Source organism: Roseobacter sp. S87 (assembly GCF_055693285.1).
Genome location: NZ_JBVFTR010000002.1, coordinates 21,702 through 47,913, shown reverse-complemented (window position 1 = coordinate 47,913; position 26,212 = coordinate 21,702). Strand labels below are relative to the sequence as shown.

Below are 26,212 nucleotides of genomic sequence, written 5' to 3'. Positions count from 1 at the left end.
AACGGAACACCTGCAGGTCGGAAGGTGCTGTCCTGTCTCGTCTTTCTGAGGCGGCTGCGATAGGGTCGCGCCGGGGAACGATGTCCGGGGATACAGCAGATGGTGCAGGCGCCACAACAGCAGCAGAACACGGCACAGGCCGCCTGGGCTGCGTACCGCAACCAGCGGTTTTTCGGCTCCCTCAACGGACTGCGGTTTTTATGCATCATCGCGGTCATGTGGCACCACAGTCCGCTGCGCGCGGCCCGGGACAGCACGTCATTGTTGTGGGACCGGGGCTACCTGGGCGTGGACTTCTTCTTTGTGCTCAGCGGATTTCTGATCACGACCCTGCTTTTGCGCGAAGAGGAGCGGAACGGGCAGTTTTCCCTGCGCGGGTTCTACTGGCGCCGGATCCTGCGGATCGTGCCGGTGTACTACCTCGTGGTGACGGCTGTGGGGGTCTATTACATTTTTGTCAAAGGGCAATCGCAGTTCCTCGATATATGGCTCTATTACTACCTTTTCCTCTCTAATTTCCTGACCACTGACATCCCGCTGCTGACCATCACATGGTCGCTCGCGGTTGAGGAGCAGTACTATATGATCTGGCCGCTGCTGCTGCTGTTGCTGCCGGTGCGGGGACTGGCGCGTCCGGGGGTGCTGATCGCGCTGATTGTGCTGTGTGTGCTCTCTGCAGCGGAGTATCTGGCCTTTACGGGTCTGAGCGCGCCTGAGACGGCGTATGCGCTGTGGCGGCTGCCGGTGGGCAGCTATGCGGCCATTCTGCTGGGGACGCTCTCTGCGGTGCTCCTGCATCGCCCTGAGAGCTATGCGGCGGCCTGGCGGCTCATGGGGCACCCTGCTGCCCCGCTGGTGACCTTTGGCGGGCTGCTGGCGCTGCTGATCGTCTGGCCGGGGGTGCTGGTCGGGGGGGCGGCGCTGCTGGTGCACCTGTGCATGACCCTCTGTCTCATCAGCATCGTCCTGCGTGAGCAGCATGTGCTGGCGCGCCCTCTGGCCTGGTCCCCTGTCGCCCGCATCGGTGAGATCAGCTACGGCCTCTATCTGTATCATATGATCGGGCGGCATATCGGTGTCGAGGCGGGCACGGCGCTGGGGCTGGGTCCCTGGGGGACCACAGCGCTTTTTGTGGTGGTCTCGGTGCTGATCGCAGAGGTGAGTTTCCGGACATTCGAGGCCTGGTTTTTGGGTTTCAAACACCGAAAGCCTGTGCCACTTGCGCAGCGCGAGTAGAAAAGCTGTTTTTAAACAACAGGATGAGTTCTGATCTTTCGCATGCGAAAGATCAGATCAGAGCTTCGATATTGTCGATTTCCTCGGGGATATCCGCGGGCAGGTCGTCGGGGTAAATCCCATGGCCATTGGTCAGCGCGTCCCAGAGCCCGGTATCGCTGCGGGCATCGGTTTCCGTTCCCCAGGTTTCCAGCGCAATGGCCCCTGAGCCCGAGCCCTGCGGCCCCAGCAACAGCTCGAGCACGTCCTGTTCGTAGTCGACCACAATCTTGGCGTCCCGGCTGCCAAGCCCGGTGATGCTGAGATCGCCGATCCCGCCAATCAGCTCGTCCACTTCGATCAGGTTGTGACGGAAGGTGCTGCCGTTGGTAATATCGGTCACATCCAGAGACAGGTCTACGCCACCCAGGTTAACCCCCGAGCGCACATCCGGTGCATCACCGTCAAAGGTGCCGCTGTAGAACTCGCGGATGGTGGACAGGCCACCCTCTTCGGCCACAAAGCGCAGCTCGGCCTCATCGCTGAAGAGGGCGGTGGCGGTGTCATTGTCATCACCGTCGAAGCCGACCTTTGCGTCCTCGCCGGTGATCGTCAGCCGGCTGTCGCCGTTCACGATGAAATCCGCGCCGTCGGTGGCCAGAACCGCCTGGGTGTTCTGGCTGATGTCGAAGTCTGTGGTGCCGGTCCAGAGCCCGGTGTTTACCAGCCGCCCGCCATCGGCATCAATCCGCAGCATGTCGCTGTCGGTATAGCCGTGAGCCCAGAACTGACCGGCGTAGTCGATGTGCAGATCCGCGCCCCGGTCACCGGCAAATATATGACCTTCGATGGTCAGACGTCCCTGGGTGACAGCCAGTGCGCCGCCGTCGCCAAAATTCAGGTGGCTCAGGGTGCTGGTGCCGCCAAAGTTCACCTGGTTGCCGCCCAGATCGACACTGTCGCCTGCCGCGGTGCCCGGGGTGTCCTGGGTGTCCCAGTTCAGACGGTTGTCCCAGCGGACGCCGTCGCCTGTGGAGCTGGGCACAAAGCGCACCAGGGCCGCTTCGCTCCGTTCGGTGGTATCGATGCCGAAACCGTCCTGGAAGTAGTCGATGATACTGTCTGCATCCACAGTCGCCTCGCGGATGCCATAGGCCTGGGCCTCCAGCTGATCCGCCAGTTCGGCGATGGTGCCTTTGTCCTTGTTCAGCACGGTGCCGGTGTAGTTCTGGATCGTCGTCTGATCCAGCACATCCCGGTCCAGCCCGTCGACGTTCTGGTTGATCTCTTCGGCCTTGGCCGCGTTATAGGTGCCGTTCCAGTTATAGATGATGGTGTCATCGTAATAGGCAGAGGCACTGCGGACCGCATCATGACCGACCGTTTTTTCCGCGATTTCGGCGGGGTTGTCCGGGTCTGCCAGATGCGTGACGATATTACCGACCAGTGCTGCATCCCGGGTGTAGGAATCGATGCCCATGGTCAGGGCACCTTTCGGGCCTGAATCCACCAGCAGATGCGCGCCGGAGGTCACCAGGTTACCGGAATAGAGCGCATAGGCGTTGTCTGTGGTGCCGTTGAGGCCCCGCAGGCTGTTCACTGCGGCCTGGTTGTCCAGAAAGACGTTGTCCTCGATGAACCCGCCGGAGCGCACCTGGGCGCCAAAGGAAGCCGCGCGCATGGTGATCGTGTCGCGCAGGGTGACGTCTGTGTTATCATAGTTGATATAGATATTCTGGCTGTAGATGCTTGGCGCCTGGCCACCCTCTGCAGAGAGGTCCGTGCGGTAATCATCGGCCCAGCCGGTGTGATCGGTCCAGACGTTCTCGATCAGCAGCCCTTCGGTCTTGTTGGCATAAAGGCCGCTGACGCGGTCTGCATGGCCATTCCACGTATCCCCGCCGTTCGAGGGGGCATCGCGCACCACATCGATGATATGCGAGTTGCGGAAGGTCACACCGTCGGTGTTCTGGATGTTGATGCCTTCTTCGCGGATCATCACATCCTCAAAGATGATGTTATCCGCATAGAACACGGTCACACCGTCCGAAAATTCCAGCCCGTCGAAAATCAGGTTGTCATTGGACCCATTGGTGATTGTCATCCGCGAGGTCATTTCGGGCCGCGCGCCCTCGCCCCAGGCGCCGATGTAGAGCGGGTTCAGTTCCGAAGACCCAAAAGCCTCGCGCCCCAGCGGCATTTCCAGGTTGTCATACTGATATCCCCGCTCAAAGAGCAGCCAGTGTGAGGACCCCTCGCCGGTGTTGGTCATGGCATTCCACATCGGCAGGCCTGCGTCTTCGGCGAGGGCCATATCGGCACTCTTGCCATAGGTGGCATGATTGGCGAGCCAGTGGCCGGTGACTTTCGACACTGACATGTTCTCAAGGGCCGCGATATCGGCCCGGGTGAGGGCACCTTCGCTGCCCGATACATAGACTTTCTGGTGGATCTCGCCGTGTTCCACGATGGTGTTGTCGTCTGCATCGGTGGCCAGCTTGTAATGGTTGCCCGTGCCCCATCCGGCTTCCTGGCTGATGGGCGTTACATCCAGATCAGCTGTGTAGGTGGTGACGGTACCGTCCGTGGATGTCACGCCCAGCGAGAAATTCAGCGGTGCAGTGTCGGTGGTGCCCGTGAGCACAACAGCGATGGTGTTGTCGGGGTTGATCGACACATGGCCGTAGTCAGGGCCTTCGATCACCCGGACCGAGGCGATATCCGCGCCCGGCAGTTCCAGCGTTGACACCCGCCCGGCCATGACCTGAGCCGAGAAATCAGCGCTCAGAACCGTCGGCTCAGGATCGGGAGCATCCGGCACAGGCTGCCCGGCTCCGGAGGCGGGCGGCTGTGTGTCCGGGGCAGGGGGGTGTCAGGGCCCGATGCAGGCGTTTCAGTCTCTGATACAGGGGGTTCAGGCTCTGCCGGCTGTGGTGCGGGTTGAGAGACGGGCGTCTCAGGGGCCTGTTCTGCCGGTGGCGTCCCTGCAACAACAATTGGTTCCGGGACAGGTTGCTGCGGTATGGCCGGATCCACGACCGGCGGTGACGCAGCGGGCTGCTGGTCTTTGTCCGCTGGTTGCGGGCGGGGGGTGGTCCAGGTGACATCCTCGTCATCTGAGCCGCCTCCGCCGGCGGCCGCGGCGGCAGCACCGGCCCCGATCAATCCAAGAAGAAGGCCCAGCATACTAATGCTCCGTCGCAGAGAGCACAGAAATGCAGGTGTGCGGAAGGTCCGCAGAGAACAGAAAATAACCATGGTACAAGTAAGCGGCTGACCGAACTGAAGTCAAAGTCATTGTCTACTCCCGATTTTGTCGTTCCCGGTACGAGGGAATCGTTAATTATGGTTAACAGCCTGTTTATGGTCGTTTGTGGTTACGGATGTGGCTCCTGATGGGTCTTGGTGTGTCAGAAATATGTCCGGAACTGCCAACGGGTCCTGGTGAGTCACCGGTGGGTTAGGGGATTGGAAGACCTGGTCCAAGCCGGTTTTTCAATTTAAGCGAGAAACCACCAAAACGCCGGAAATGCGCAGGAATCTGCGCATCACAGACAGTATCTGCAGCTATCGGGGTGATCTGCGGATCAGATACCCTATGTGGGGATATTTGTCTTTTTACGGGCTTCAGACGGTGTCCACACCATGCCGCTGCATCAGCTGGGCCAGGATTGATCCCGGCTGAGGCTGGCCGCCGATCTGCTGCAGGGCGCGGTGAATGAATTTGCCCCACAGATGGATGCCATATGTCTGCGGAAAGTCGTCAATGCTCAGCCCGTTATCTATGATCAGCTTTTCGACCTCTGTCCAGGGGATCGGATAAAAGGCAGCAACGGGCAGGGCGTGTTCGATCTCGCCGGTTTTCCGCATGTAGTAGGTCACGGCTGTCGGCCCGGTGGAGCCCCAGGGCCAGTCGGTGACAGGGGCTTTGCGCCCGCGCATCGAAACCAGCCAGCGCAGGCGGCGCGGCCAGGGCGCTGCCCAGGGCCGGCCATAGGTATCCGGGCCATAGCGCAGCAGCTCCGCAAGGGCAGGGGAGGTGGCCGGCAGGCGCAGTACAGCCCCGTTGAGGTGTTTTTCGTTCTCCCACCCGCAGATGTGGTCGGTCTTGATGTCAAAGGGGCGCAGCGCGATCATATCCAGATCCACCCAGACCTGGTCGGTCTTTGCCATCAGCTGATACCGGAAAAGGTTGGAATGCAGGGACGGGCTGCCCTTGCCGCCGTAATACCGCAGGATACGCCCAACGTCATAGACTTCGCGCGCATCGCGCTGTTCGACCCCGTCGGGGACATTCGCGACCGGGTCATAGCTGTAGAGGATCAGGCGGTGACCATGGTCCAGAAAGGACTGTGCGGACAGCCGCTCGATGCCGGTGAGCGCCTCACCGATCCAGAGCGTCGCCAGAGGGGGAGATCTGAATGCTGCACGTTGAAGATCCGCCTGATAAAAAATGTCGCTGCGTCTTATCACGCGCCGCAACGTGGCGTCGATATGGCAATATGGTAAAAATCCAGGGTTATTGCAGGGCTGCAGTCTGTCAGCCTGTGGGATCCTCCGGGTCCTCGTCCGGCAGGGGGGGCAGGCTGCGCGGATCAATCAGCAAAGCCGCGATCCAGCCCACGATAAACCCCCCCAAGTGGGTCTCCCAGGCCAGCAGCCCGTCCAGCAGCCACCACATGACCAGATTGAGCAGCAGCAGCAGCAGAGCCACCCGTGCCACAGGCCAGAGCCTCTGAGCGGTTGTGAAGCGGTCAACGTAGTTCCAGGCCAGAATGCCCCCTGCAAGTCCGAAGAGACCGCCTGAGGCCCCGACCATGGGCCGTGTGGTCTCTGCCAGCAGGCCAAAGCCCAGGGCGCCCCCCAGAACCGCGCCACCATAGAGCAGCACAAAGCCTTTCTGTCCCACCCGGTCGATGACGCCCTGACCCAGGCTCCACAGGGTGATCATATTCACTGCCAGGTGCAGCAGGCCACCGTGCACAAAGGCATAGGTTATGAACATCGTATAGGGCTGGAGCGCATAGTTCGGTCGCCAGTCGCTCAGCAGCCCCGGCCAGAAACCTGTGTATTCATAGACCGTCAGCCGCAGTCGCGGGCCAAAGGCGATGCGCAGATCACTCAGCTGCAGCAGTATTTCAGCCAGGGCGCAGGCGGCGATCAGAACAGCGAGCACAGCGGGGATGCGGGGCAGGGTCATGGGATCCGACTGCCCCCGTGCTGCTGCGATTGCCAGCGGTTGTCTTTCGGCTGACTGTGTTCAGCCCCGGCGCGCCGCGTCTGCATCCTCAGAAATCGAATGTTCGTTCGACGCCCACAAAGATCGTGCGGGTGATCCGGTCCGCGCTGCTCTCGTTCTGTTCGTTCTCAAAGCTGATCCCGCTGATCAGATCCCAGTCCTGGCCCAGGTCATGTCTGTACCGCAGGCCGATCTGATAGGTCGTCTCGTCCCCGCCTGTGACGCTGGGACGGTTGTCGCTGGCCAGCAGAAAGTTACCTGACAAAGAGGATAAGCTGTTGATATCATATGAATATGACATGTTCAGCCGGGTCCGGATCGTGTTGTTGCCGTCGTTGTCGCTGTCGACGGACTGGCGCAGGCTGGCGACCAGGTTGCTGGTATCGGTCAGCGCCATGTTCAGCGTGACGTTGGCCAGCGGTTCAATATCCTCGTCGCCGGTCCTGCTGACCCCGAGAGAGAAATCCAGAGAGCCGGGCAGGATCAGCATCTGCCGGCCCAGGGACAGGCCGTTCCGGGTGCCGTCGACGGTCTGGCGGCTGGACATGCCCACCCGCCAGGATCCGTTTGGCACGGCGTGGTTCACGCTGAACCGCGCGCCGAGGCCGTCCTCGTCGCGGTCGTTGTCGCTGTTGATGATCTCGTCGTTGTCCAGAAACAGGCTGGCAGAGACATCTGTCCGCGCGGAAATACTGTAGCGGGCGCCGACGCCCACAGAGGTCGTGGTGCGGTCTGAGCCGCCGTCCTCGTTTTCCTCTTCCCAGTCGGCAAAGACAAAGGCCGAGGCGACCGGTGACAGGCGAAAACTCAGTTCGGTGTCGATGCTCTGGGTCTGGCTGTCGAGCAGGGACGGGGCGGCATCCTCATAGGAGCTGTCCAGAAAGCGGTAGCTGCCGTCAAAGGTTATCGGTGCGTCCCGCCCCAGCGTAATGCCCGAACGCACGGAGGCCAGGGTGCGCCGGCCGCCGCCGGTGACCACGTCCTGGTCACTGGTTTCGTCAAAAAAACTGGATGTGCCCACATCGGTCTGCCGGTATGAGCCGGAGAAGGTGAAAAGGCTGGAGCGGCTCTCGCGGGTATAGAGCATCCGTGCGGTCGGGTCCTCAAAGAAGAAGTCCGAGTTCAGGCTGTCGTTGTCGTCGGCATAAAGCGGCACCAGGGTGCTGAAGGTGAACAGTAACTGGTCCTGCGGCGTCTCTGAAGAGAGCCGGAAGCCCAGTTCTGTGACCAGGCTGGTGCCTTCGTTTTCATTGATGCCAGGGCCTGTTTCCGTCACCGATCGCAGGGTTTCCCCCAGGGTCAGGCTGCCCCGTACACCGTCCTGCGCAAAAGTCTGACTGACCGGCAGCACGGCAGGGACTGCCAGCAGAAGCCCCGCCAGTACCGCTTTTTCTACCTGCATCTGTCTGCCCACCGCTTGTTTTGCTGTTTTCTGTGCTGCTCAGTGTTCGGGCGTGAATGTTATTCGAACAGTCGTCGTTCGGGAACCAGGATCACATCGCCTTCCTGCAGAATAATGTCATTGGTCAGCGCAGCGCCCTGTCCGAGTGCCTTGAAGTTCATTGTAAAGGTCTGCTGCTGGCCTGTGCTGCGGTCCAGGCGGCGCAGCTGTACCCGTTTGGTCGCAGCAAAGCGGGTGAAGCCGCCCGATTGTGCAACTGCCTGAAGAAAGGTTGTCCCCCGGCGCACAGGCAGCAGTCCGGGCCGGCTGATTTCACCGGTAAAGTAGATGTCGATTGTCTCGCCATCGGTGCTGTCGGTGCCGTCCAGCAGGTCGGTGTCACGCACCGATGTCACGGTCACGAAAACAGTGGGCGTCGAGGCGAAGTTGCGGCTGATGCCACCCCGGATTGCGGCTTCGACCTGGTCGGGGGTGCGCCCGCCCACGGCAACAGTGCCGGCAAAGGGGAAGTTGATGGAGCCGTCCGGCAGCACCAGCACGGAGCGGTTCAGCTGCGGGTCTTCGAGGACCTCGACAGAGATTGTATCGCCCGGCTGGAGGCGGTAGTTCGCCTGCGCCGCCAGGCTGCCCGCGGTAAGCACAAAGGCAAACACGGCAAATATAAGCTGTTTCATCCTGATCTTTCCCTAAAAGAAGCTGCAAGTGCCCCCGGTGTTTGCCGGAATATCCGGCAACTTCCGGCAGAAAGCAAAACCCACAGGGGCATTTTTGGCAAATAGTTTACATCCGTGACAGGGAAATCACGGCCCCGGGGCTGTTACTGCTGCAAAGCGCTCTCGATCTCAGCCAGGCGGGCCCTGATTTCACCCTCAAGCGCCTGCGCGCCGGGACCCAGCACCCCGACAGCACGGCGCAGCGCCTCAGCCGCGTCCTCGCTGCGGCCCAGCGTGTTCAGCGTCATGCCGAGGTGGTACTGCACCGATGCATCATCGGACAGGGCTGCCGCGGCAGGTTCGAGGTACTCCAGCGCTTCCTCATGGTTGCCCAGGCGGTACTGGATCCAGCCGTAGGTGTCCTGAAAGGCCGGCACATCGGTGCCGCGCAGACGCCGCGAGATGATCCGGGCCCGCTGCAGGCTTTCATCATCGGATTTATAGGTGGACAGCAGGCTGGCCAGGTTGTTGGCCACGATCAGTGATGCGGAGTTCCGCTCGTAGAGTTTTTCGTAAATGCCGATGGCCCCGTCGATGTCGTCCTGACTCTGCAGCAGCGACGCCTTGGCCCAGAGCAGGTCAGAGGCCTCGTCTGTTGCCTCCAGACCGCGGTCAATCACTGCCATCTGCGCCCCGGGGACGCCGCCGGTGGCGACCTGCATGCGGGCCAGCTGCAGCCAGGGATCCGGCACGGCGGGGCGCAGCTCTGTCAGCCGTTCGAAGATGTCCAGTGCAGCATCATACTGCCCCGCTGAGGCTTTCGTCAGACCGTTGAAGTAGGCATAGGACAGGTTGTCGGGGTTCGCGGCGGCCAGCTCATCAGACAGGGATACCGCTTTTTCCACCTCACCGTTCTGAAGATGAGTGCGGATAATCGCCAGACGGATACCGTCATTTTCGGAATTGGCCTCGCTGAGGGTCTGCAGATAACTCAGCACATCCTCACCTCCGCCCTCACGGGCCAGAAGCTCCACTTCCAGGCTGGCGGCGGTGGTCTGACCGTCCTCATAGCGCTTGAGCGTGTCTATGGTCTGCCGCAGGCGGGGCAGATCGTCTTTCTGCAGATAGATACGGCCCAGCGTGTTGAGCAGCGGCACATTCCCCGGTGACAGGCGCAGGGCTGCGATCAGCGTGGTTTCCGCCTGATCGAACCGTTCCTGTGACATCAGGGCCTGGGCATAGCGCAGGCTCTCCTCGGGCGCGTTGTTGGAAGTGTCTGCCGCCAGGGCCAGGAAATCCAGCATCAGTTCGGGCTGTCCGGCGCGGCTGTAGGCATCTGCCATGATGGTCATGGCCTCGGTGTCTTCGCGGGCTTCGGCCAGTGCGGTGCGCATTGCGGTGATCGCGCCGTCGGTATTGTCGTCCTCGATCATCCAGCGGGCCTGCAGCTTGAGCGCGCCGACGGAACTGGCGTCCTCTGTCAGGACCTCTTCGACCAGGCGGCGGGCGCCCACCTCATTGCCGTCACGCACCAGCATCGTGGCCAGGATGACCCGGGCATTCTGACGCTGGTCGACCGGCATCGCGTCGCCCTGCGCGATCATCTCCTCAAGCTGGGAGACCGCTGTGGTCCGTTCGCCGGTATCAAAGAGCAGGGAGGCCCGCAGGGTGCGCAGCAGATACGCGGAGGCTTCTCCGGCGATCCGGCGGTCCAGTTCGGCCAGGGCCTCTTCTGCAGAGACACGGCGCAGCAGGAACTGGATCAGTGCTACGGCATCGGTTTCTCCCGCGTCCTCAGCATCCGCAAGCTGGCGCAGATAGGCCTCGGCGTCGTCTTCCTTGTCCTGGGCCATCAGCAGGCGCAGCAGATCGCCTTTGACAGATTCTTCCTCCGGAAAGATCCGCGCCATGCGCCGGAGCTCTTCCTCGACCGCAACCAGGTTGTTCTGCCGCGCCAGCAGCTGCAGGCGGGCATTGTAGACATCAATGTTTTCAGGGTCGCTTGCGATCGCTTCCTCAAGCTCGCTCAGCGCATCATCAAGGCGGCCGGTATCGACATATCCGTTGGTGCGCACCGTGCGCAGGATCGTGCTGTCCGGCAGATCTGCCTTGAGCGCCTCTGCCTCGCGCAGCACCGTACGCCGCGCGTCCATGTCGTCGTCCAGGGCCGCCTGGCGATAGCGATATGCCAGATCAATCGCAAGGGCCCGCGGCAGATCCGGATTCAGGCGCACCGCTTCGGGCGCATGCCGGTCAAAACTGTCCCAGTTGCGGTCATCAAAGGAGAGCTCACTGAGCACAAGCTGCGCGTCGGCATCGTCGGGGTTCTGCTCCACAACGCGCAGATAGTTGCGGAACCCGTCCCGGGTGTTGCCATAGGCCAGGTTGATCCTGGCCAGCTCACGCCGGGCGTCGATGGCCGTTTTGTCAGTTTTCAGCGCATTGCGGAACTCGATGGCGGCCCGGTCCAGGTCGCCCTCGGCAACAAGCCGGAGCCCGTTTTCCAGAAATTCGTTGGCGCGCTCTTCAGGTGTCTTGCAGGCCGCAACAGCCAGAACGAGAGTGACCGGGAGAATAATTCTGAATAATGACATTCAAATAAACCTTATCGTGACCGCTGCCTGTCTGCTGAGCTATCATAGCTTAACGGTAGAAATCGTGAATAAAAAACTCACAATCTGCGGAGATCTGTAAGGGGCAGCCTGAGCCGTCTGACTGGCAGTGTTCAGTAGCCCGTGCCGCGCAGAACAACCGATACTGTCCGGAAGAGCACCGAAATATCCGTGCGCAGTGAAACAGCGCGCTCATATTCCGCGTCATATTTGGCACGGTCACGGAAGCTGCAGTTGTTGCGGTCCGAAATCTGCCAGAACCCGGTCAGGCCGGGGCGCAGGCGGAAGTAGCTGGTGCCCGGATAGAGCGACCGCTGGGACACCATCATCGGGCGCGGGCCCACCAGCGACATGGACCCGGTCAGCACGTTGATCAGCTGCGGCAGCTCATCCATGGAGGTTCTGCGCAGGAACCTGCCCAGGCGGGTGATCCTGATATCGTTTTTAAGCTTTTGTGTGGTGTTCCACTCTTCGGCCAGCACCGGGTTCTCTGCCAGGTGCTGCTGCAGCAGCGCATCGGCGTTATGTACCATGGTGCGGATTTTGAGAATGCGGAAGGTCCGGCCGTTCAGGCCGATGCGTTTCTGGGTGTAAAACGGGGAATAGCCATCCAGGGCGACCATGAGGGCCATAAGAACAATAACAGGAAAGACGACGGGCATGCTGAGAATGACCAGAGTCACATCGAGAAGGCGCTTCCCGGCTGTTGCGTAGGAAAATGTAGGTAAGTAGTCAGGTTCGCTGACATTCTGATGAATACCCAGCTCGACCCGGGCTTCATGATTATCAAACGGCATAAACTGCTCCGATAGCAATATTGTCGGCACTCGTATTAAGTCTTCAGAACGAACACACACACCGGACAGGCGTCTTCAGACTTCAAGTACAGTATTACCTTTATTTAAGTAAAATACGAGTCATCTGTGTGACAAAAACAGGATGATTGCGTTTGTTGAGCAAAATAAGGGCGTCATTCGGGGCCCGCAACGCCGCGCGCTGGTCTGATACACGCTAAGCTGGTGGGCCTCGTGCACAATGGCTGCCGCAGCGTCATTTCATCACTCGACCGGAACAAATCTCGAATCATGTCCAGATGATGTTCTTTGGCAACCATCCCGGGGCTTATAAATCATATGGTCACCATTATATTGACACTGTTGCACAATATACCGGAGACATCAGGCAGCTGACACGCCTTTGGTATGCCGCGGGTGTAGAAAGGTATACATGCTGTATCGGTACGACGGCATTTGGGTAAACAGACAGAAAGACAGTGCGTTATGGCGGCTGAGCTTTACGTAGAGTTTTTCGGATTCTCGGAACGGCCGTTTACCCTGCTTCCGGACCCCGATTTTCTGTTCTGGACCGGAAACCACCGCCGTGCCTATGCGGTGCTGGAATACGGTGTTGCAAGCAGGGCGCAGGCTACCGTGGTGACCGGCTCGATCGGGGCGGGCAAAACGACACTGATCCAGCATCTTCTGGCACGGCTCGATGACAGTGTGACGGTCGGGCTGATTTCCAATGCCCAGGGCGGGCGGGGCGATCTGCTGCGCTGGGTGCTCTATGCGCTGAACGTTGATGCGCCGATGGAGGCGCAGTACATCACGCTCTTCAGGATATTCCAGGATTTCGTGATCGCGGAATATGCTGCCGGACGGCATGTGCTTCTGGTCATTGACGAGGCGCAGAACCTCTCTGTGGAGGCGCTCGAAGAGCTGCGGATGCTGACCAACATCAATTCCGGCAAGGATGAGGTGCTGCAGCTGATCATCGTAGGTCAGCCCGAACTGCGGGAAATGATCTCGCGGCCCGAGCTGACGCAGTTCGCCCAGCGGATTACCGCAACTTTTCATCTGGAGCCTCTCGACTACCGGCAGACCCGGGCCTATATCCAGCATCGCCTGCAGCATGCGGGTGGCACAGGCAATGAATTTTCGGTCTACGCTATGAAGAGCATCTTTGCTGAGAGCGAGGGCGTGCCGCGTGTGATCAACAAACTCTGTGATCTGGCGCTGGTCTATGCCGCGAGCGACGAGCGCAGACTGGTCGGCGTTGATGTGATCCGCGAACTGGTCGCAGACGGGCTGCTGATCAAATCCCGTAAGAGCCACGAGGTCTATGTCCTCGAAAACCCTATTGAACCACCGTTGAAAAAAGCAGTCGAATGACCCCCGAAGTCCAGTTCTATCTCAAGCTTCTCGTCCGGCGTCTTCCGGCTATGATGGTGCTTTTCCTGATTGCTACCTCGATCGGTGTTGTGATGGCCATGCGGCTGCCGACGCTCTACGATACCCGCGCCACGCTTCTGGTGGAGCGGGCCCAGATCCCCGAAGAGATGCTGCGCAGTGGCGGGATTCAACTGGCGACATCCCAGCAGCTCGAGATCATCCGCCAGCAGCTGCTGACCCGTGCGAACCTTATTGATGTGGCCAGAAACAACCGCGTCTTTCCGAACCAGTCGCGCATGAGCCCGGATGAGGTGGTGCGCGAGATGCGCAGCCGGACCCGGCTGCAGGTGCGCAGTGGGCGAGACCGCGCGACCCTGATGTATGTCAGTTTTGAGGGGCCGGATCCTGAACAGGTGGCGTCGGTTGCCAATGAATATGTGACCCTGATCCTGGCGGCCAATACCGAACTGCGCGCCGAGCGGGCCGAGGGCGCGCTCGCGTTCTTTGAGCAGGAAGTTGAGACCCTGACCCGCGATCTGGACGCACAGAGCCGGAAAATCGCAGAATTCCGCCGGGAAAATGCAGATGCGCTGCCCGATAACCTGTCCTACCGCCAGGGGCGTCAGTCTCTGCTGCAGGAACGTCTGGCGCGTGTGGAACGCGAAATCGACACGCTGCAGCGTCAGCGTGAGAATGTTCAGGAATTCTATGAAAACACCGGTCAGCTGAGCAATCCGGACAATTCACGGCAGACGCCCGAGCAGCGCCGGCTGCGCGAGCTGCAGGGGCAGCTGCGGGTTGCTCTGGCTGTCTACTCAGAGGAAAATCCGCGGGTCCGTCTGCTGCGCAACCAGATTTCCGGCCTGGAGGCAGAAATCCAGGAGGCGCTGCGCGGGGCTGCGAGCGCTGGGGAAGAGGGAGCGGTCTCAGCCCTTGATGCCTCGCTGGTCGAACTGGACACCCAGCTGAACAGCCTGCGCGAGGACCGGGCCCGCACAGAGGACGAACTGATCGAGCTGGAGGCCAGCATCAACCGGACCCCGGCAAACGAGATTACACTGGAAGCGATGATCCGGGACCAGCAGAACCTGCGGTCGCTCTACACGGGGGCTGTGCAGCGGCTGTCACAGGCGCGGATCAGCGAGCGGGTCGAACTGTCTGCGCGCGGTGAGCGGATCACCGTGCTGGAGCCGGCCAGCATTCCCGGCGCGCCCTCCAGCCCGAACCGGCCGCTGGTCATGGGGGCCGGTGTTGCCGTCGGCACCGGCCTTGCGGTGCTGCTGTTTGTGGTGCTGGAGCTTCTCAACCAGTCTATCCGGCGTCCGGCAGATATCGTCCGTGGCATTGAGGTGACGCCGCTGGCCACGCTGCCGCGGTTTGAAACCACCGGGTCCCGCCGTCGTCGTCGTCTGCTGCAGATTATCTCGGCGGTGGTCACGGTGGTGGTGGTGTTGGGCGGCCTCTGGGCCGTGGACCAGTATTACCGGCCGCTCGATCAGATCTTCGCTCAGATCGTGGACCGGTTGCTGTGAGCGGATGGACAGGCACACAGGTGCGGCGGGTGACCCACAAGGGACTGAAACATGGATAAGTTACAGAAAGCACTCAAAAAAGCGCGTGAGCAGCGGGCCGGTCTGTCAGCCTCTGCACAGGTCCCTGACGCGGCACCGGCAGAAGAGGCTGCGGCCCCCGGAAAGCCGGGCAGTGTGGTCGCGCGCTGGCAGGCGCTGACCCCTGTAGAGCCGGACCTGGCCCACCTCAGGGCCAATCGTGTCATGACGCTGACACCCTGTCTGGAGGCCAACCCGTTCGACATTCTGCGCACCAAGATCCAGCTGCTGATGCGCAGCAATGGGTGGACCCGCCTTGCGGTGACATCCCCCGGCAGCGGCTGCGGGAAAACCACGCTGGCCTGTAACCTCGCCGCGGGCTTTTCGCGCCAGCGTGAGAAATACACCATGCTGTTCGAAATGGATCTGCGCCGCCCCAGTGTCAGCCGGCTCATGGGCTGCCGGCCGCAATACGGTGTCGAGAAACTGCTGACCCGGCAGGTCACGCCAGAGGAACAACTGCTGCGCTTCGGTGACAATGTGGCGTTTGCGATGGCGGAACACGCTATTCAGGACCCGACACAGATGCTGCTGTCAGGGCAGGCGGCCGGGATGATGGATCAGCTGCAGGAAGACTATGCGCCTGACACCATGATCTTTGATCTGCCGCCGATGCTGGTGACGGATGACGCACGGGCGATGCTCAACAGTGTCGACTGTGCGCTGATTGTCGTGCGCGCGGATCAGACAAAGATGAGCCAGCTCGACGTCTGCGAACGCGAGGTGGCGGAATATACCAATGTGCTTGGGGTTGTTCTCAATAACTGCCGCTACATGAGCATGGAAGAAGGCTATGAGGGCTACTGAGACCGGCGCACGCATCCGTGCTGCTGATTGACACCGGGCGGATATTTTTCCCATCTGCCCGACGGGCACAGACATAAGGATCAGTTATGAAGATTGCCATGATCGGAACCGGATACGTTGGTCTGGTCTCGGGAGTTTGTTTTTCCGACTTCGGACACGATGTTGTCTGTGTGGACAAGGACCCCGGCAAGCTCGCGCGGCTGAAGGCGGGCGAAGTGCCGATCTTCGAGCCGGGGCTTGATGATCTGATGGCGCGCAATGTGGCAGCGGGCCGGCTGTCCTTTACAGATGATCTTGCGGCTGCGGTTGATGGTGCCGAGGCGGTTTTCATCGCGGTGGGCACGCCCACGCGTCGCGGGGACGGTCACGCTGATCTGACTTATGTGATGGCCGCGGCCGAAAGCATCGCCCATGCGCTGACCGGCTATACGGTTGTTGTGACCAAATCTACAGTGCCTGTGGGCACCAACCGGCAGGTCGGTGATGTGATCCGTGCCGTGCGCCCGGATGCGGAATTTGATGTGGCCTCCAACCCGGAATTCCTGCGTGAAGGGGCGGCGATTGACGATTTCATGCGCCCGGACCGGATTGTGGTGGGCGTGGAAAACGACCGCGCGGCAGAGGTGATGCAGGCGATTTACCGTCCGCTTTATCTGCGCGACTTCCCGATCCTCAGCACCGATCTGGAGAGTGCGGAGATGATCAAGTATGCTGCCAATGCCTTTCTGGCGACAAAGATCACCTTCATCAACGAAATTGCAGCCCTGTGCGAGCGCACCGGGGCGGATATCAAGGCGGTGTCCAAGGGCATGGGGTCAGACGGGCGGATCGGCTCGAAATTCCTGCACGCAGGTCCGGGCTACGGCGGGTCGTGCTTTCCCAAGGATACCCGGGCGCTGGCGCGTATCGGCCAGGACAATGCGGTGCCGATGCAGCTCACAGAGACTGTTATCAAGGTCAACGACGAGATCAAACGGCGGATGGTGGACAAGGTTTTTGACCTCTGCGGCGGCTCCGTCAACGGCAAAACCATCGCAGTGCTCGGGGTGACCTTCAAGCCGAACACAGATGATATGCGCGAGGCACCCTCACTGACCATCGTCCCGGCGCTCGTCGGCAATGGCGCAAATGTGCGTGTCGTCGATCCACAGGGAGAACGCGAGGGCGCAGCACTGCTGCCCGGCGTGACCTGGCATGACGACGTCTATGACGCCACCGGGGGGGCAGATGCCGTAGTGCTGCTCACCGAGTGGAACGAATTCCGGGCGCTGGATCTGCAGCGGATGGCTGACGCGATGGCGCGCCCTGCGATGGCTGATCTGCGCAATATCTACTCTGAGCCGGTAGCGCAGCAGGCGGGCTTTACCGCCTATGTATCGGTCGGGCGCAGAGACGGTGATGCGGCCTGAAAGGGCCCGTCAGCGACCACAGACCGGTAACAGCAGTGGTGCAGAACCCTGTGGAGCAGATTGCAGCCTGAAGATATATAAACATAATTAACCTTACGCACCTTACACTTATATGCGGGAGAGCGCTCCCCCTGAAGTGTGATTACTATTAGAAAACAATGATTTATCTAATAGGAGAATACCGCATGGGCGCAGTTTGCACGCAACTATCACTGCAAGAACGCCGTAAGATCGAGAGCTGGTGGCATGCAAAGGTGCCCGTCAGAGAGATGGCACAAATCGACGACCTTTCGCGAGATCAAACGCAATTTCCGGGCCGATGATGCCTTCCCGAAGAAGTACGCGGGTTACTTCCGCACGAAACCTGTCATGAGCAAGATCATGAAAGCGGTGCGCGACCTGCCCCACCCGGCGCGTAAATCAATCACCCTTGATCGTGGGTCCGGGTTCGTCAGCTGGCCGTACCTGCAGGCCGGAATCGGAACGCAAACATGGTTCTGCGATCCGTCCTCACCCTGGCAGAAAGGCACGGTTGAGAACACCAGCCGGCGCGCCCGATCCCTCTCGGCAGATTGCTCTGCAATCGCCTGCCGGTCGATGGATGGCTGCCGGGGAAACGCGACATCATGGCAGTCACGGATCATGAATTGAAAATGATCTGCGACCGCCTCAACGCGACACACAGAAAATGTCCCGGATGGAAGACGCCCGCTGAAGTGTTCCGCGAAAAGATGATTACGGAGACAGGCCAACGCCCCCAACCGTCGAAGGCAAGAGGAGTCGCAGTTCAGGTATCGCTCACATCAGATGCGCAGGATATCTGCTGCGCGCGGCAGCACGCCTTTGGCATCCACGATCACCCCGCCGTCCCGCAGCAGCGGGTCGATCAGCGCCCGGCCCCGGGTGCGCAGCGTGTCATGCGGCACCGCCAGGATCACGGCCTCATAGGCCCCGGCTTCGGGTGTTTTCAGTGTTACCCCGAGGGTTTGTGTGGCGTCATCCGGATCGGCCAGCGGATCCCAGACATCCACAGCCATGCCATATGCCTCCAGGCTGTGCAGAATATCGGTCACACGTGTGTTGCGCAGGTCCGGGACGTTTTCCTTGAAGGTCAGCCCCAGGATCAGCGCACGTCCCCCTTTGATCTGCCGGTCCTCTGCGATCAGGCGGCGGATCAGCAGCTGTGCAATCCAGTCCCCCATGCCGTCATTAATGCGCCGGCCGGCCAGAACAATCTGCGGGTGATGCCCCTCCTGTTCGGCCCGGTGGGTCAGATAATAGGGGTCCACACCAATGCAGTGCCCGCCCACCAGCCCGGGTCGGAACGGCAGGAAGTTCCACTTCGTGCCCGCCGCGGCCAGTACATCCAGCGTATCGAGCCCCAGCCGTTCAAAGATCATGGCCAGCTCATTGATAAGCGCAATATTCACGTCGCGCTGCGTGTTCTCGATGACCTTTGCGGCCTCGGCCACCCGGATGGACGGGGCGGGATGCGTACCGGCGGTGATGATACGTCTGTAGAGGTCATCGACAAAACGTGCGGTGTCGGGGGTAGAGCCCGAAGTGATCTTGACGATATCGGCCAGCCTGTGGGTGGGGTCCCACGGGTTGATCCGTTCGGGGCTGTAGCCGGCAAAGAAATCCCGGTTGAAGCTCAGCCCGGACCGGCGCTCGATCACCGGGATGCAGTCCTCTTCGGTGGCACCCGGATAGACCGTGCTCTCAAAGATCACCACATCGCCTGGTGCTATGACCGACCCCACGGTGTCTGATGCGCTGAGCAGCGCGGTCAGGTCGGGCCGTTTCATGGCATCCACAGGCGTCGGCACCGTGACGATATAGACGTTGCACTCTGCCAGATCCTCTGCGCGGGTCGTAAAGGTCAGGTGCTGCGCCTGTGCCAGCTCATCTGCATCCGTCTCTGCGGTGCGGTCATGGCCCGCGCGCAGTTCGTCGACACGGCGGGCATCCACGTCAAAGCCGGTGACCGGCGCACCGGCGCTGAACGCCAGCGCGAGCGGCAGGCCCACATACCCAAGCCCGATCACGCCAATCCGCGCTGTTTCCGCGTCCTGCACCCTGTCAGACCTGGTAGTAGTCGCGGAACCAGGCCACGAATTCTGATATGCCCTGTTTGTAGTCCGTGCGGGGCTGGTATCCGGTGAGGTTTTTCAGCAGCGTCGCATCTGCCCAGGTGGCGGGCACATCCCCTGTCTGCATGGGCATCATGTTGCGGGTCGCTGTCCGGCCAAGGCAGCTTTCGATCTCGTCCACGAAATCAAGCAGGCGTATCTTGTCAGAATTCCCGATATTGACCACGCGGAACGGCGCGGCCGGGCTCAGGCTGTCCCCGGGCACCGGTGCCTGTCCGGCCTCCGGGTGCGGCGGAACCGCATCGATCAGCAGCCGGATTCCCCGCACCAGATCGGTGACATAGGTGAAATCACGGTACATCTCGCCGTTGTTGTAGATGTCGATGGGCCGGTCCTTCAAGATCGCATCCGTGAACTTGAAGAGCGCCATATCCGGCCGCCCCAGGGCCCGTAGACTGTAAAGAAGCGGAACATCGTGACCGGCAGCCCGTAGATATGGGCATAGGAATGGCCCATTGCCTCATTGGCCTTTTTGGTTGCCGCGTAGATGGTCAGCGGCGTGTCCGCCTTGTCCGTCTCGGTAAAGGGCATCTCGGTATTGGCCCCATAGACCGACGAGGTCGAGGCCATAAGCAGGTGCCGGACCCCGCCGGCCCGCGCGGCTTCCATCACGTTGAAGGTGCCTGTCACGTTGCTTTCGACATAGGCGCGGGGGTTTTCCAGGCTGTAGCGCACGCCGGCCTGGCCTGCGAGGTGCACAATGATGTCGGGGGCGAAATCCGCCGCAACGCCGGCCAGAACGTCGTTTTCCTCCAGCATTGCGGTTGTGGCGCTGAAGCCTTCGTTCTGCAGCAGAATTCTGTGCCGGCGGTCCTTCAGACGGACATCATAGTAATCCGTCATCCCGTCATAGCCATGCACCTGAAATCCCTCCTCCAGCAGGAGGCGGCTGAGGTGAAATCCGATAAACCCGGCAGAGCCGGTGACAAGAACTTTGGTCATGCCCGGTTGGTAGCAGGCACACGGCGGATTGACGAGGGACGGATTGACAAAACAGCGTGTCTCTTCTGTGAGCGGGCAGTCCCCCGCCCGTTCCGGTGGCACCAGCCTCTGAACAGGGCCGCCGCGCGTACAAAATGGTTTTGATCTTCATCTTCTGTTTACCAAAATCAGAGTTACTGGGGGTTAACGACCATTACACTATTGCGCCCGTTTCCATTGCTGACGTCGATTATAAATTTACGAGCCCTTGCGATCATCCTCATTGTCGCCGGGCATATGTACCCCCTCGCTGAGATACGTTTCGGGTCAGGGGCAGAGGCCTTTGCCGCCAATCTCATCACCGGCGGGACGACGTTCTTCGTCTTTATTTCCGGGTATATGTTCCAACACGTCTTTTGTGCCCGCTTCAGCTACGGGCGCTTTATGCTGGGCAAATGCCGCACGGTGCTGATCCCCTATGTGGTGATTTCCATACCCTTCATCCTGTGGTTCCTGCACAGCGCTCCGCCGCAGGGGGTGGCCAACTACGCCACATTTGCAGGCTGGACCCCTGCGTCAGACGCCGGGGTGCAGCTGGCCGCGGCGCTGAAACTGTTCCTGACCGGCAAATTCAATATCGCCGCCTGGTATATTCCCTTTGTCATGATCCTGTTTGCCATGTCCCCGTTCCACAAATGGTTTGCCGGGCAGAACAGGATGGCCCAGATTGCCATCGTCGCGGCCTGGTTCGTGCTGGCCCTGCTGATGCACCGGCCGCCCGGGAACCTGAACCCGGTGCAGTCTGTAATCTATTTCTCGCCCGTCTATCTGATCGGCATCCTGTGCGCGCAGAACAAAGAGACGCTGCTGCGCTGGATGGAGGGCAAAGAATGGCAGGCGTTGCTGGCGGTTGCGGTTATAAATACCGTGCAGGTCGGGCTGGGCCGGCAGGGCAATTATCATAGCAGTCTTCTGAGTTATGAGGGCATCGATCTGATGCTGCTGCAAAAGACACTGCTGACGATCGCGCTCTTTTGCCTGTTCGAGCGCCGGGTCCATATCAGCCCGCCTCTGGTATCGCTGGTCTCTGCTTCCAGCTTTGCGCTTTTCTTTCTGCACCCGGGGTTTCTGGTGGTGTTGCCGCAGCTGGGATATGTGCCGCTGCTCGGAGGAGGCTGGGGGGATCTGGTGCTCGTGACGGCGCTTGTCTGTGTGGTCTGCCTGGCACTGGCGCTGGGGATGAAGCAGCTTTTCGGGCCGCGCAGCCGCTATCTGCTGGGCTACTGAGGGTCTGTCACAGGATATGCCGCAGATGGGCCAGTCCCGCCGCGAGCAGTGCCCGGGCCGCCTCTTCCTGCTGTGCCTCGACATAAAGCCGCAGTTCCGGCGCATTGCCGGAGGGGCGCACATGGACCACGCGGCCGTCCTGTAGGGTCATGCGCACCCCGTCAGTCAGGTCACATGATCCCTCTGCCCCGTCCAGGGCGGCCAGAAATTCTGCCCGCGCGGCAGGGTTTTCTGACAGGTCTCTGATCAGCGGGCCCGATTTTTCCTGTGCGATATCCTGCAGACGGTCGGCCACGGTGACCACGGGGGGTTCCTGTGCAACCCGGCGGGACAAAGGCGCGTCTCCGGCAGCGATCAGGGTCATGATCAGCGGCAGTATGCAGTCGCGGGTCCTCAGGGCGGGCAGTGGCCCCGCAGGTCCCCGGGCCTCAAAGCCCAGCAGAAAACCACCGTTGGCCTCATAGCCGGCCACGCGGCCGCCCAGCTCCTCCATGCCCGCAATGACATAAGGAGAGCCGATCCGCGTGCGCAGCACCCGGCCCACCCCTTTATGCAGGATACCGCTGTTGGACGAGATCGGCGTGACCACCGCCTCTGCCTGCAGGGCCTCTGCCGTGATCTGCCCCATGATATCGCCCGGAACGATCCGGCCGGTTTCATCGGCCAGCAGCGGGCGGTCTGAATCGCCGTCCGTCGAGACCAGCGCATCAAGGCCGTGTTCCGCCACCCAGGCTGTGATCTGTGTACGCGTCGCGGGGTCGACTGCCTCGGTATCGACCGGAATGAAATGCTCTGAGCGCCCCAGTTCGGTGACCTCTGCGCCCAGACCGGTCAGGATTTCTGCCAGCAGATCGCGACCCACGGCGGAATGGCTGTAAAGGCCGATGCGGCGCCCGGCGAGCCGGCCCGTCCCGCATCCCTGCAGATAGCGGGCCACGAAATCCGGGCCCGCGGTGTCGTTCCGCCGGAGGGGATTTGTCTCTGACACGGGGTTTTCGGCACTTGTTCCAAGAGCGGCGGTGATCGCCTGCTCATGGGCTTTGGTGATCTCGCCCTGCGGGGTGTAGAATTTCAGCCCGTTGCGGTCGGCAGGGATATGGCTGCCGGTGACCATGATGGCTCCCGCGCCCTGTGACATTGCCGCCAGTGCCAGCGCGGGCGTCGGCACAGAGCCCGCATCGGTTACGGTCACGCCCATGCTGCGTGCGGCCTGCGCGATATCCGCCGCCAGGCGCGGCGATGAAGGCCGCAGATCCTGTCCCACAAAAAGACCCGTGCCCACATCGCAGGACGCGATAAAGGCGCGGACATGGGCGGCCACCAGATCCGGTGTCAGATCTGTCACCAGGCCGCGCAGGCCGCTTGTTCCGAATTTAGCCGCCATGACCAGGCCTTTCTGTCAGAGTTTGCTCAGGTAGGTGCCGTAATCATTCTTGGCATATTTCTGTGCCTCACGGTGCAGATCCCCGCGGGTGATCCAGCCCAGTTCAAAGGCGATTTCCTCAGGGCAGCCGATCTGCTGGCCCTGGCGTTTCTCGATGGTGCGCACGAAATTGCCCGCATCCAGCAGGCTGCCATGGGTGCCGGTATCGAGCCAGGCATAACCGCGTCCCATACGCTGTACCTTCAGGCTGCCCTCGGCCAGATACATCTCCAGCAGCGTGGTAATCTCCACCTCGCCGCGCGCCGACGGCTTTACAGCCCGTGCCTTTGCCGGGGCCGTCCCATCCACAAAATAGAGCCCGGTGACCGCGTGGTTCGACGGCGGCACCTCAGGTTTTTCAATAATCCCGCGCACGGTGCCGTCCTCCTCGAAATCTACCACGCCATAGCGTTCGGGGTCCGCCACCTGATAGCCGAACACGGTGGCCCCGGCGCTGCGGGCATCGGCTTCAGCCATCAGGTCGGGCAGGCCCTGGCCGAAAAAGATATTGTCCCCCAGCACCAGCGCTGAGGGTGCGCCTGCCAGAAATTCCTCGGCCAGAATGAAAGCCTGGGCCAGCCCGTCGGGCGAGGGCTGTGCGATATACGTCAGGCTGACGCCCCACTGCGCGCCATCCCCCAGCATACGCTGAAACTGGTGCTGATCCCCGGGCGTTGTGATGACGGCAACCTCGCGGATGCCTGCCAGCATCAGCACCGACAGCGGATAGTAGATCATCGGCTTGTCATAGATCGGCAGCAGCTGTTTGGAGACCCCCAGCGTGATCGGATAAAGCCGTGTCCCGGAGCCGCCGGCCAGGATGATCCCTTTGCGTTGCATCGAAAAACTCCTTTATCAGGCTCTGTTCAGGTCACTGAGAACGTCTGCGAGACCCGCCCGCCAGTCCGGGGCCGGTATACCAAAGGCATCCGTGGTGCCGGAACAGTCCAGCCGGGAATTGAGCGGGCGTGCGGCAGGTGTTGGATAGTCCGCCGTGGGGATATCCGAGACCGTGACGTCCATATCCGCCTGCGCGAAAATCCCGCGGGCAAAATCCGCCCAGCTGACCGCCGGCTGACCACTGAAATGATAGGTACCAAAGAGTTCCTTATCGTCCTGCAGCGCGCGCGCCATGGTCATGCAGGCCGCTGCAATATCGCGCGCAGGTGTCGGCCCGCCGATCTGATCGGCCACGATGCTCAGGGCATCGCGGTCCGCCCCCAGCCGCAGCATGGTCTTCACAAAATTCGCACCATGGGCCGAAAACACCCAGGACGTGCGCAGGATCGCATAAATGCCCCCTGCCCCGGCAACGCCACGCTCGCCGCCCAGTTTGCTGGCGCCATAGACGCCCAGCGGTCCCGTTGCATCGCCGGGCTGCCAGGGACTGTCACCGGTGCCGTCAAAGACATAATCGGTCGAGATATGCACAAAGGGCAGCCCCCGCGCCGCCGCCGCAGCGGCCATCGCTGTGGGGGCCATTGCATTCACGATCATTGCCGTGTCGCGGTCATCCTCGGCCTTGTCGACGGCTGTGTACGCGGCTGCGTTGATCACTGCAGCTGCATCCGTTTCCGCAATCACTGCTTCGCAGGCCCCGGGGTCGGTCAGATCCGCCTGATCGCGGCCCAGACAGGTCACGCCCTCGTGGCGGGCCAGCTCCGTCGCCACCTGCCCTGTTTTGCCGAACACCAGAACCTTCACGCGGAAACGCCCAGGCGGGTGCCCACCCCCTTGCGGTTCTGTAAGCTGCGCCACCAGGCCTCGTTGTCGAGATACCACTGCACGGTCTTTTCCAGCCCTTCCTCGAGGGTGACCGAGGGCCGCCAGCCCAGTTCCCCGGCGATCCGCGCGGGGTCAATCGCATAGCGCATGTCATGGCCCGGACGGTCTGTCACAAAGGTGATCTGGTCCTCGTAGGGACTGTTTTTCGGGCGTTTCTCTTCGAGGATCCGGCAGATCATGCGCACGATATCGATGTTTTTCGCTTCGTTCTCGCCACCGATATTATAGCTGCGCCCGACCTGCCCTTTTTCCAGCACCGTCAGCAGTGCATCAGCGTGATCCTCGACATAGAGCCAGTCGCGCACGTTCTCGCCTGCTCCGTAGACAGGGATATCCTTACCCGCCAGCGCATTGAGGATGACCACCGGGATCAGCTTTTCGGGGAAATGGAAGGGGCCATAGTTGTTGGAGCAGTTAGTCAGCACCACCGGCAGACCATAGGTTTCTGCCCAGGCCCGCACCAGGTGATCGCTGGCCGCCTTGGAGGCAGAATAGGGCGAGCGCGGATCATAGGGTGTGGTCTCGGTAAACTGCCCGGTCTCGCCCAGCGATCCGAACACCTCATCGGTCGAGATATGGTGAAAGCGGAAGCTGTCCGGTCTGCCCTGTGCCGTCCAGTAACTGCGCACGGCCTCCAGCAGCTGGTAGGTCCCGGTGATATTCGTCTCGATGAAGTCGCCGGGACCGTCGATGGACCGGTCCACATGGGATTCCGCGGCCAGATGCATCACCGCATCGGGCTGATGGGCTGCCAGAGATCCGGTCGAGCGCTGCCCGGTCGCGGATATCGGCCTGTTCAAAGGCATAGAGCGGGCTGTCCGCCACTGAGGCCACATTTTCCAGGCAGGCCGCATAGGTCAGCGCATCAAGGTTCACAACCTCATGCCCGCGTGCCACAGCAAGCCGCACTACAGCAGAGCCGATGAACCCCGCACCCCCTGTTACCAGCAGTTTCATGCACCACCCTCCCAGACAAAGGGGCTGTTGAAATCAGCAAAGAGCTGAGCGGCGGCGTCCTTTTGCGACAGAACAGGTTCCGTGCACCCCAGGCCCCAGTCGATCCCGATATCCGGGCTGTCAAAGCGCACAGCCCCGTCACATTCGGGCGCGTAGTAGTCCGAACACTTGTAGATGATCTCGGTGTCCGGCACCCGGGTGACAAACCCGTGCAGAAAGCCCTCAGGCACCAGCAGTTGCTGGCCGTTCTCAGCGCTCAGCTCTGCCCCGGTCCACTGACCATATGTGGGCGAGCCGCGGCGCACATCGACCACCACATCGAAAAACGCGCCCTGCCCGCAGCGCACAAGCTTGGCCTGGGCATGAGGGGGTGACTGAAAATGCAGTCCGCGCACGGTGCCCGGCTGCGCCGACAGCGAATGGTTGTCCTGGACCCAGTCGTATTCCAGGCCGGCCTCTGCCATGGCCCGGCGACTCCAGCTTTCACTGAAAAAACCGCGCGCGTCCCGGAACCGCTGCGGTGTCAGCAGCAGAACACCACTCAGGGAAGTTTTCTGGATGTCCATGG

Annotated in this window: 19 protein-coding genes and 3 pseudogenes; 7 read left to right on the top strand and 15 right to left on the bottom strand. The window is 61.1% G+C overall.

From position 1 onward, the window contains the following. The first annotated feature begins 99 nt into the window (after window positions 1-99). The gene (locus ACZ1HA_RS00335; RefSeq protein WP_472712435.1) at window positions 100-1,236 is read left to right on the top strand and encodes an acyltransferase family protein; all 1,137 of its coding nucleotides are present in this window, start codon (window positions 100-102) and stop codon (window positions 1,234-1,236) included. Between the two features lie 52 nt (window positions 1,237-1,288). Here the strand turns inward: ACZ1HA_RS00335 and ACZ1HA_RS00330 are convergent, their stop codons facing one another. The 8 genes from ACZ1HA_RS00330 to ACZ1HA_RS00295 all read right to left on the bottom strand — a co-directional run bounded on the left by ACZ1HA_RS00330 (window position 1,289) and on the right by ACZ1HA_RS00295 (window position 11,918). Further along, window positions 1,289-4,036, bottom strand: coding sequence for an autotransporter outer membrane beta-barrel domain-containing protein (locus ACZ1HA_RS00330; protein ID WP_472712434.1), 2,748 nt, complete (start codon window positions 4,034-4,036; stop codon window positions 1,289-1,291). Beyond that, window positions 4,000-4,401 (bottom strand): hypothetical protein, encoded by a 402-nt coding sequence (locus ACZ1HA_RS00325; RefSeq protein WP_472712433.1) that lies wholly within the window; start codon window positions 4,399-4,401, stop codon window positions 4,000-4,002. The genes ACZ1HA_RS00330 and ACZ1HA_RS00325 overlap by 37 nt, the downstream gene beginning before the upstream one ends. A 441-nt stretch (window positions 4,402-4,842) precedes the next feature. After that, window positions 4,843-5,688, bottom strand: coding sequence for a hypothetical protein (locus ACZ1HA_RS00320; protein ID WP_472712432.1), 846 nt, complete (start codon window positions 5,686-5,688; stop codon window positions 4,843-4,845). A 67-nt stretch (window positions 5,689-5,755) separates the two neighbouring features. Beyond that, the gene (locus ACZ1HA_RS00315) at window positions 5,756-6,415 is read right to left on the bottom strand and encodes a rhomboid family intramembrane serine protease (RefSeq protein WP_472712431.1); all 660 of its coding nucleotides are present in this window, start codon (window positions 6,413-6,415) and stop codon (window positions 5,756-5,758) included. An 88-nt stretch (window positions 6,416-6,503) separates the two neighbouring features. Beyond that, complete coding sequence (locus tag ACZ1HA_RS00310) at window positions 6,504-7,856, bottom strand: hypothetical protein (protein WP_472712430.1); 1,353 nt, start codon at window positions 7,854-7,856, stop codon at window positions 6,504-6,506. 59 nt (window positions 7,857-7,915) lie between these two features. Then, entirely contained in the window at window positions 7,916-8,530 is a 615-nt protein-coding gene (locus tag ACZ1HA_RS00305; protein ID WP_375227253.1) for a polysaccharide biosynthesis/export family protein, read from the bottom strand. A gap of 143 nt (window positions 8,531-8,673) precedes the next feature. Beyond that, entirely contained in the window at window positions 8,674-11,103 is a 2,430-nt protein-coding gene (locus ACZ1HA_RS00300; protein WP_472712429.1) for a tetratricopeptide repeat protein, read from the bottom strand. Between the two features lie 131 nt (window positions 11,104-11,234). Then, window positions 11,235-11,918 (bottom strand): sugar transferase, encoded by a 684-nt coding sequence (locus tag ACZ1HA_RS00295; RefSeq protein ID WP_375227255.1) that lies wholly within the window; start codon window positions 11,916-11,918, stop codon window positions 11,235-11,237. A 483-nt stretch (window positions 11,919-12,401) separates the two neighbouring features. Here ACZ1HA_RS00295 and ACZ1HA_RS00290 point away from each other — a divergent pair, with 483 nt between their 5' ends. The 5 genes and pseudogenes from ACZ1HA_RS00290 to ACZ1HA_RS00270 form a co-directional block, all read left to right on the top strand. Next, window positions 12,402-13,292, top strand: coding sequence for an ExeA family protein (locus tag ACZ1HA_RS00290; RefSeq protein WP_375227256.1), 891 nt, complete (start codon window positions 12,402-12,404; stop codon window positions 13,290-13,292). Continuing rightward, window positions 13,289-14,824: a GumC family protein gene (locus ACZ1HA_RS00285; protein WP_472712428.1), complete on the top strand. Its 1,536-nt coding sequence runs from the start codon at window positions 13,289-13,291 to the stop codon at window positions 14,822-14,824. The genes ACZ1HA_RS00290 and ACZ1HA_RS00285 overlap by 4 nt, the downstream gene beginning before the upstream one ends. 51 nt (window positions 14,825-14,875) lie before the next feature. Then, entirely contained in the window at window positions 14,876-15,709 is an 834-nt protein-coding gene (locus ACZ1HA_RS00280) for a tyrosine-protein kinase family protein (protein WP_375227259.1), read from the top strand. Window positions 15,710-15,795: 86 nt separating this feature from the next. Next, window positions 15,796-17,118, top strand: a complete 1,323-nt coding sequence (locus ACZ1HA_RS00275; RefSeq protein WP_472712427.1) for a UDP-glucose dehydrogenase family protein — start codon at window positions 15,796-15,798, stop codon at window positions 17,116-17,118. A 354-nt stretch (window positions 17,119-17,472) separates the two neighbouring features. After that, window positions 17,473-17,861 (top strand): annotated as a pseudogene (locus ACZ1HA_RS00270) (transposase); the annotation flags it as partial. Between the two features lie 60 nt (window positions 17,862-17,921). Here ACZ1HA_RS00270 and ACZ1HA_RS00265 read toward each other — a convergent pair. Both ACZ1HA_RS00265 and ACZ1HA_RS00260 read right to left on the bottom strand, forming a co-directional pair. Beyond that, window positions 17,922-19,196 carry a nucleotide sugar dehydrogenase gene (locus ACZ1HA_RS00265; protein WP_472712426.1) on the bottom strand — a complete coding sequence of 425 codons (1,275 nt, stop codon included), beginning with the start codon at window positions 19,194-19,196 and terminating at the stop codon, window positions 17,922-17,924. A gap of 4 nt (window positions 19,197-19,200) precedes the next feature. Then, window positions 19,201-20,213: pseudogene (locus ACZ1HA_RS00260) on the bottom strand (NAD-dependent epimerase/dehydratase family protein). Between the two features lie 201 nt (window positions 20,214-20,414). Here ACZ1HA_RS00260 and ACZ1HA_RS00255 point away from each other — a divergent pair. Beyond that, window positions 20,415-21,479 carry an acyltransferase family protein gene (locus ACZ1HA_RS00255; RefSeq protein WP_472712425.1) on the top strand — a complete coding sequence of 355 codons (1,065 nt, stop codon included), beginning with the start codon at window positions 20,415-20,417 and terminating at the stop codon, window positions 21,477-21,479. 7 nt (window positions 21,480-21,486) lie between these two features. Here ACZ1HA_RS00255 and ACZ1HA_RS00250 read toward each other — a convergent pair whose 3' ends face one another. The 5 genes and pseudogenes from ACZ1HA_RS00250 to rfbC all read right to left on the bottom strand — a co-directional run bounded on the left by ACZ1HA_RS00250 (window position 21,487) and on the right by rfbC (window position 26,210). After that, window positions 21,487-22,863 carry a phosphomannomutase gene (locus tag ACZ1HA_RS00250; protein ID WP_472712424.1) on the bottom strand — a complete coding sequence of 459 codons (1,377 nt, stop codon included), beginning with the start codon at window positions 22,861-22,863 and terminating at the stop codon, window positions 21,487-21,489. Window positions 22,864-22,878: 15 nt separating this feature from the next. Further along, window positions 22,879-23,742 carry a glucose-1-phosphate thymidylyltransferase RfbA gene (gene rfbA, locus ACZ1HA_RS00245; protein ID WP_375227267.1) on the bottom strand — a complete coding sequence of 288 codons (864 nt, stop codon included), beginning with the start codon at window positions 23,740-23,742 and terminating at the stop codon, window positions 22,879-22,881. Between the two features lie 15 nt (window positions 23,743-23,757). Next, the gene (rfbD, locus tag ACZ1HA_RS00240) at window positions 23,758-24,606 is read right to left on the bottom strand and encodes a dTDP-4-dehydrorhamnose reductase (protein ID WP_472712423.1); all 849 of its coding nucleotides are present in this window, start codon (window positions 24,604-24,606) and stop codon (window positions 23,758-23,760) included. Further along, window positions 24,603-25,644: pseudogene (gene rfbB / locus ACZ1HA_RS00235) on the bottom strand (dTDP-glucose 4,6-dehydratase). Before rfbB ends, rfbD begins: the two are co-directional and overlap by 4 nt. Then, window positions 25,641-26,210: a dTDP-4-dehydrorhamnose 3,5-epimerase gene (gene rfbC, locus ACZ1HA_RS00230; protein WP_472712422.1), complete on the bottom strand. Its 570-nt coding sequence runs from the start codon at window positions 26,208-26,210 to the stop codon at window positions 25,641-25,643. Before rfbC ends, rfbB begins: the two are co-directional and overlap by 4 nt. Between the last annotated feature and the right edge of the window lie 2 nt (window positions 26,211-26,212).

Bases quoted from the DNA above. Each gene is read 5' to 3' on its own strand.
- ACZ1HA_RS00300 (WP_472712429.1), bottom strand. From the start codon at position 11,103: ATGTCATTATTCAGAATTATTCTCCCGGTCACTCTCGTTCTGGCTGTT.
- rfbA (WP_375227267.1), bottom strand. From the start codon at position 23,742: ATGCAACGCAAAGGGATCATCCTGGCCGGCGGCTCCGGGACACGGCTT.
- ACZ1HA_RS00275 (WP_472712427.1), top strand. From the start codon at position 15,796: ATGAAGATTGCCATGATCGGAACCGGATACGTTGGTCTGGTCTCGGGA.
- ACZ1HA_RS00295 (WP_375227255.1), bottom strand. From the start codon at position 11,918: ATGCCGTTTGATAATCATGAAGCCCGGGTCGAGCTGGGTATTCATCAG.
- ACZ1HA_RS00315 (WP_472712431.1), bottom strand. From the start codon at position 6,415: ATGACCCTGCCCCGCATCCCCGCTGTGCTCGCTGTTCTGATCGCCGCC.
- ACZ1HA_RS00285 (WP_472712428.1), top strand. From the start codon at position 13,289: ATGACCCCCGAAGTCCAGTTCTATCTCAAGCTTCTCGTCCGGCGTCTT.
- ACZ1HA_RS00290 (WP_375227256.1), top strand. From the start codon at position 12,402: ATGGCGGCTGAGCTTTACGTAGAGTTTTTCGGATTCTCGGAACGGCCG.
- ACZ1HA_RS00280 (WP_375227259.1), top strand. From the start codon at position 14,876: ATGGATAAGTTACAGAAAGCACTCAAAAAAGCGCGTGAGCAGCGGGCC.
- ACZ1HA_RS00250 (WP_472712424.1), bottom strand. From the start codon at position 22,863: ATGGCGGCTAAATTCGGAACAAGCGGCCTGCGCGGCCTGGTGACAGAT.
- ACZ1HA_RS00305 (WP_375227253.1), bottom strand. From the start codon at position 8,530: ATGAAACAGCTTATATTTGCCGTGTTTGCCTTTGTGCTTACCGCGGGC.
- ACZ1HA_RS00325 (WP_472712433.1), bottom strand. From the start codon at position 4,401: ATGCTGGGCCTTCTTCTTGGATTGATCGGGGCCGGTGCTGCCGCCGCG.
- ACZ1HA_RS00335 (WP_472712435.1), top strand. From the start codon at position 100: ATGGTGCAGGCGCCACAACAGCAGCAGAACACGGCACAGGCCGCCTGG.
- ACZ1HA_RS00310 (WP_472712430.1), bottom strand. From the start codon at position 7,856: ATGCAGGTAGAAAAAGCGGTACTGGCGGGGCTTCTGCTGGCAGTCCCT.
- rfbC (WP_472712422.1), bottom strand. From the start codon at position 26,210: ATGGACATCCAGAAAACTTCCCTGAGTGGTGTTCTGCTGCTGACACCG.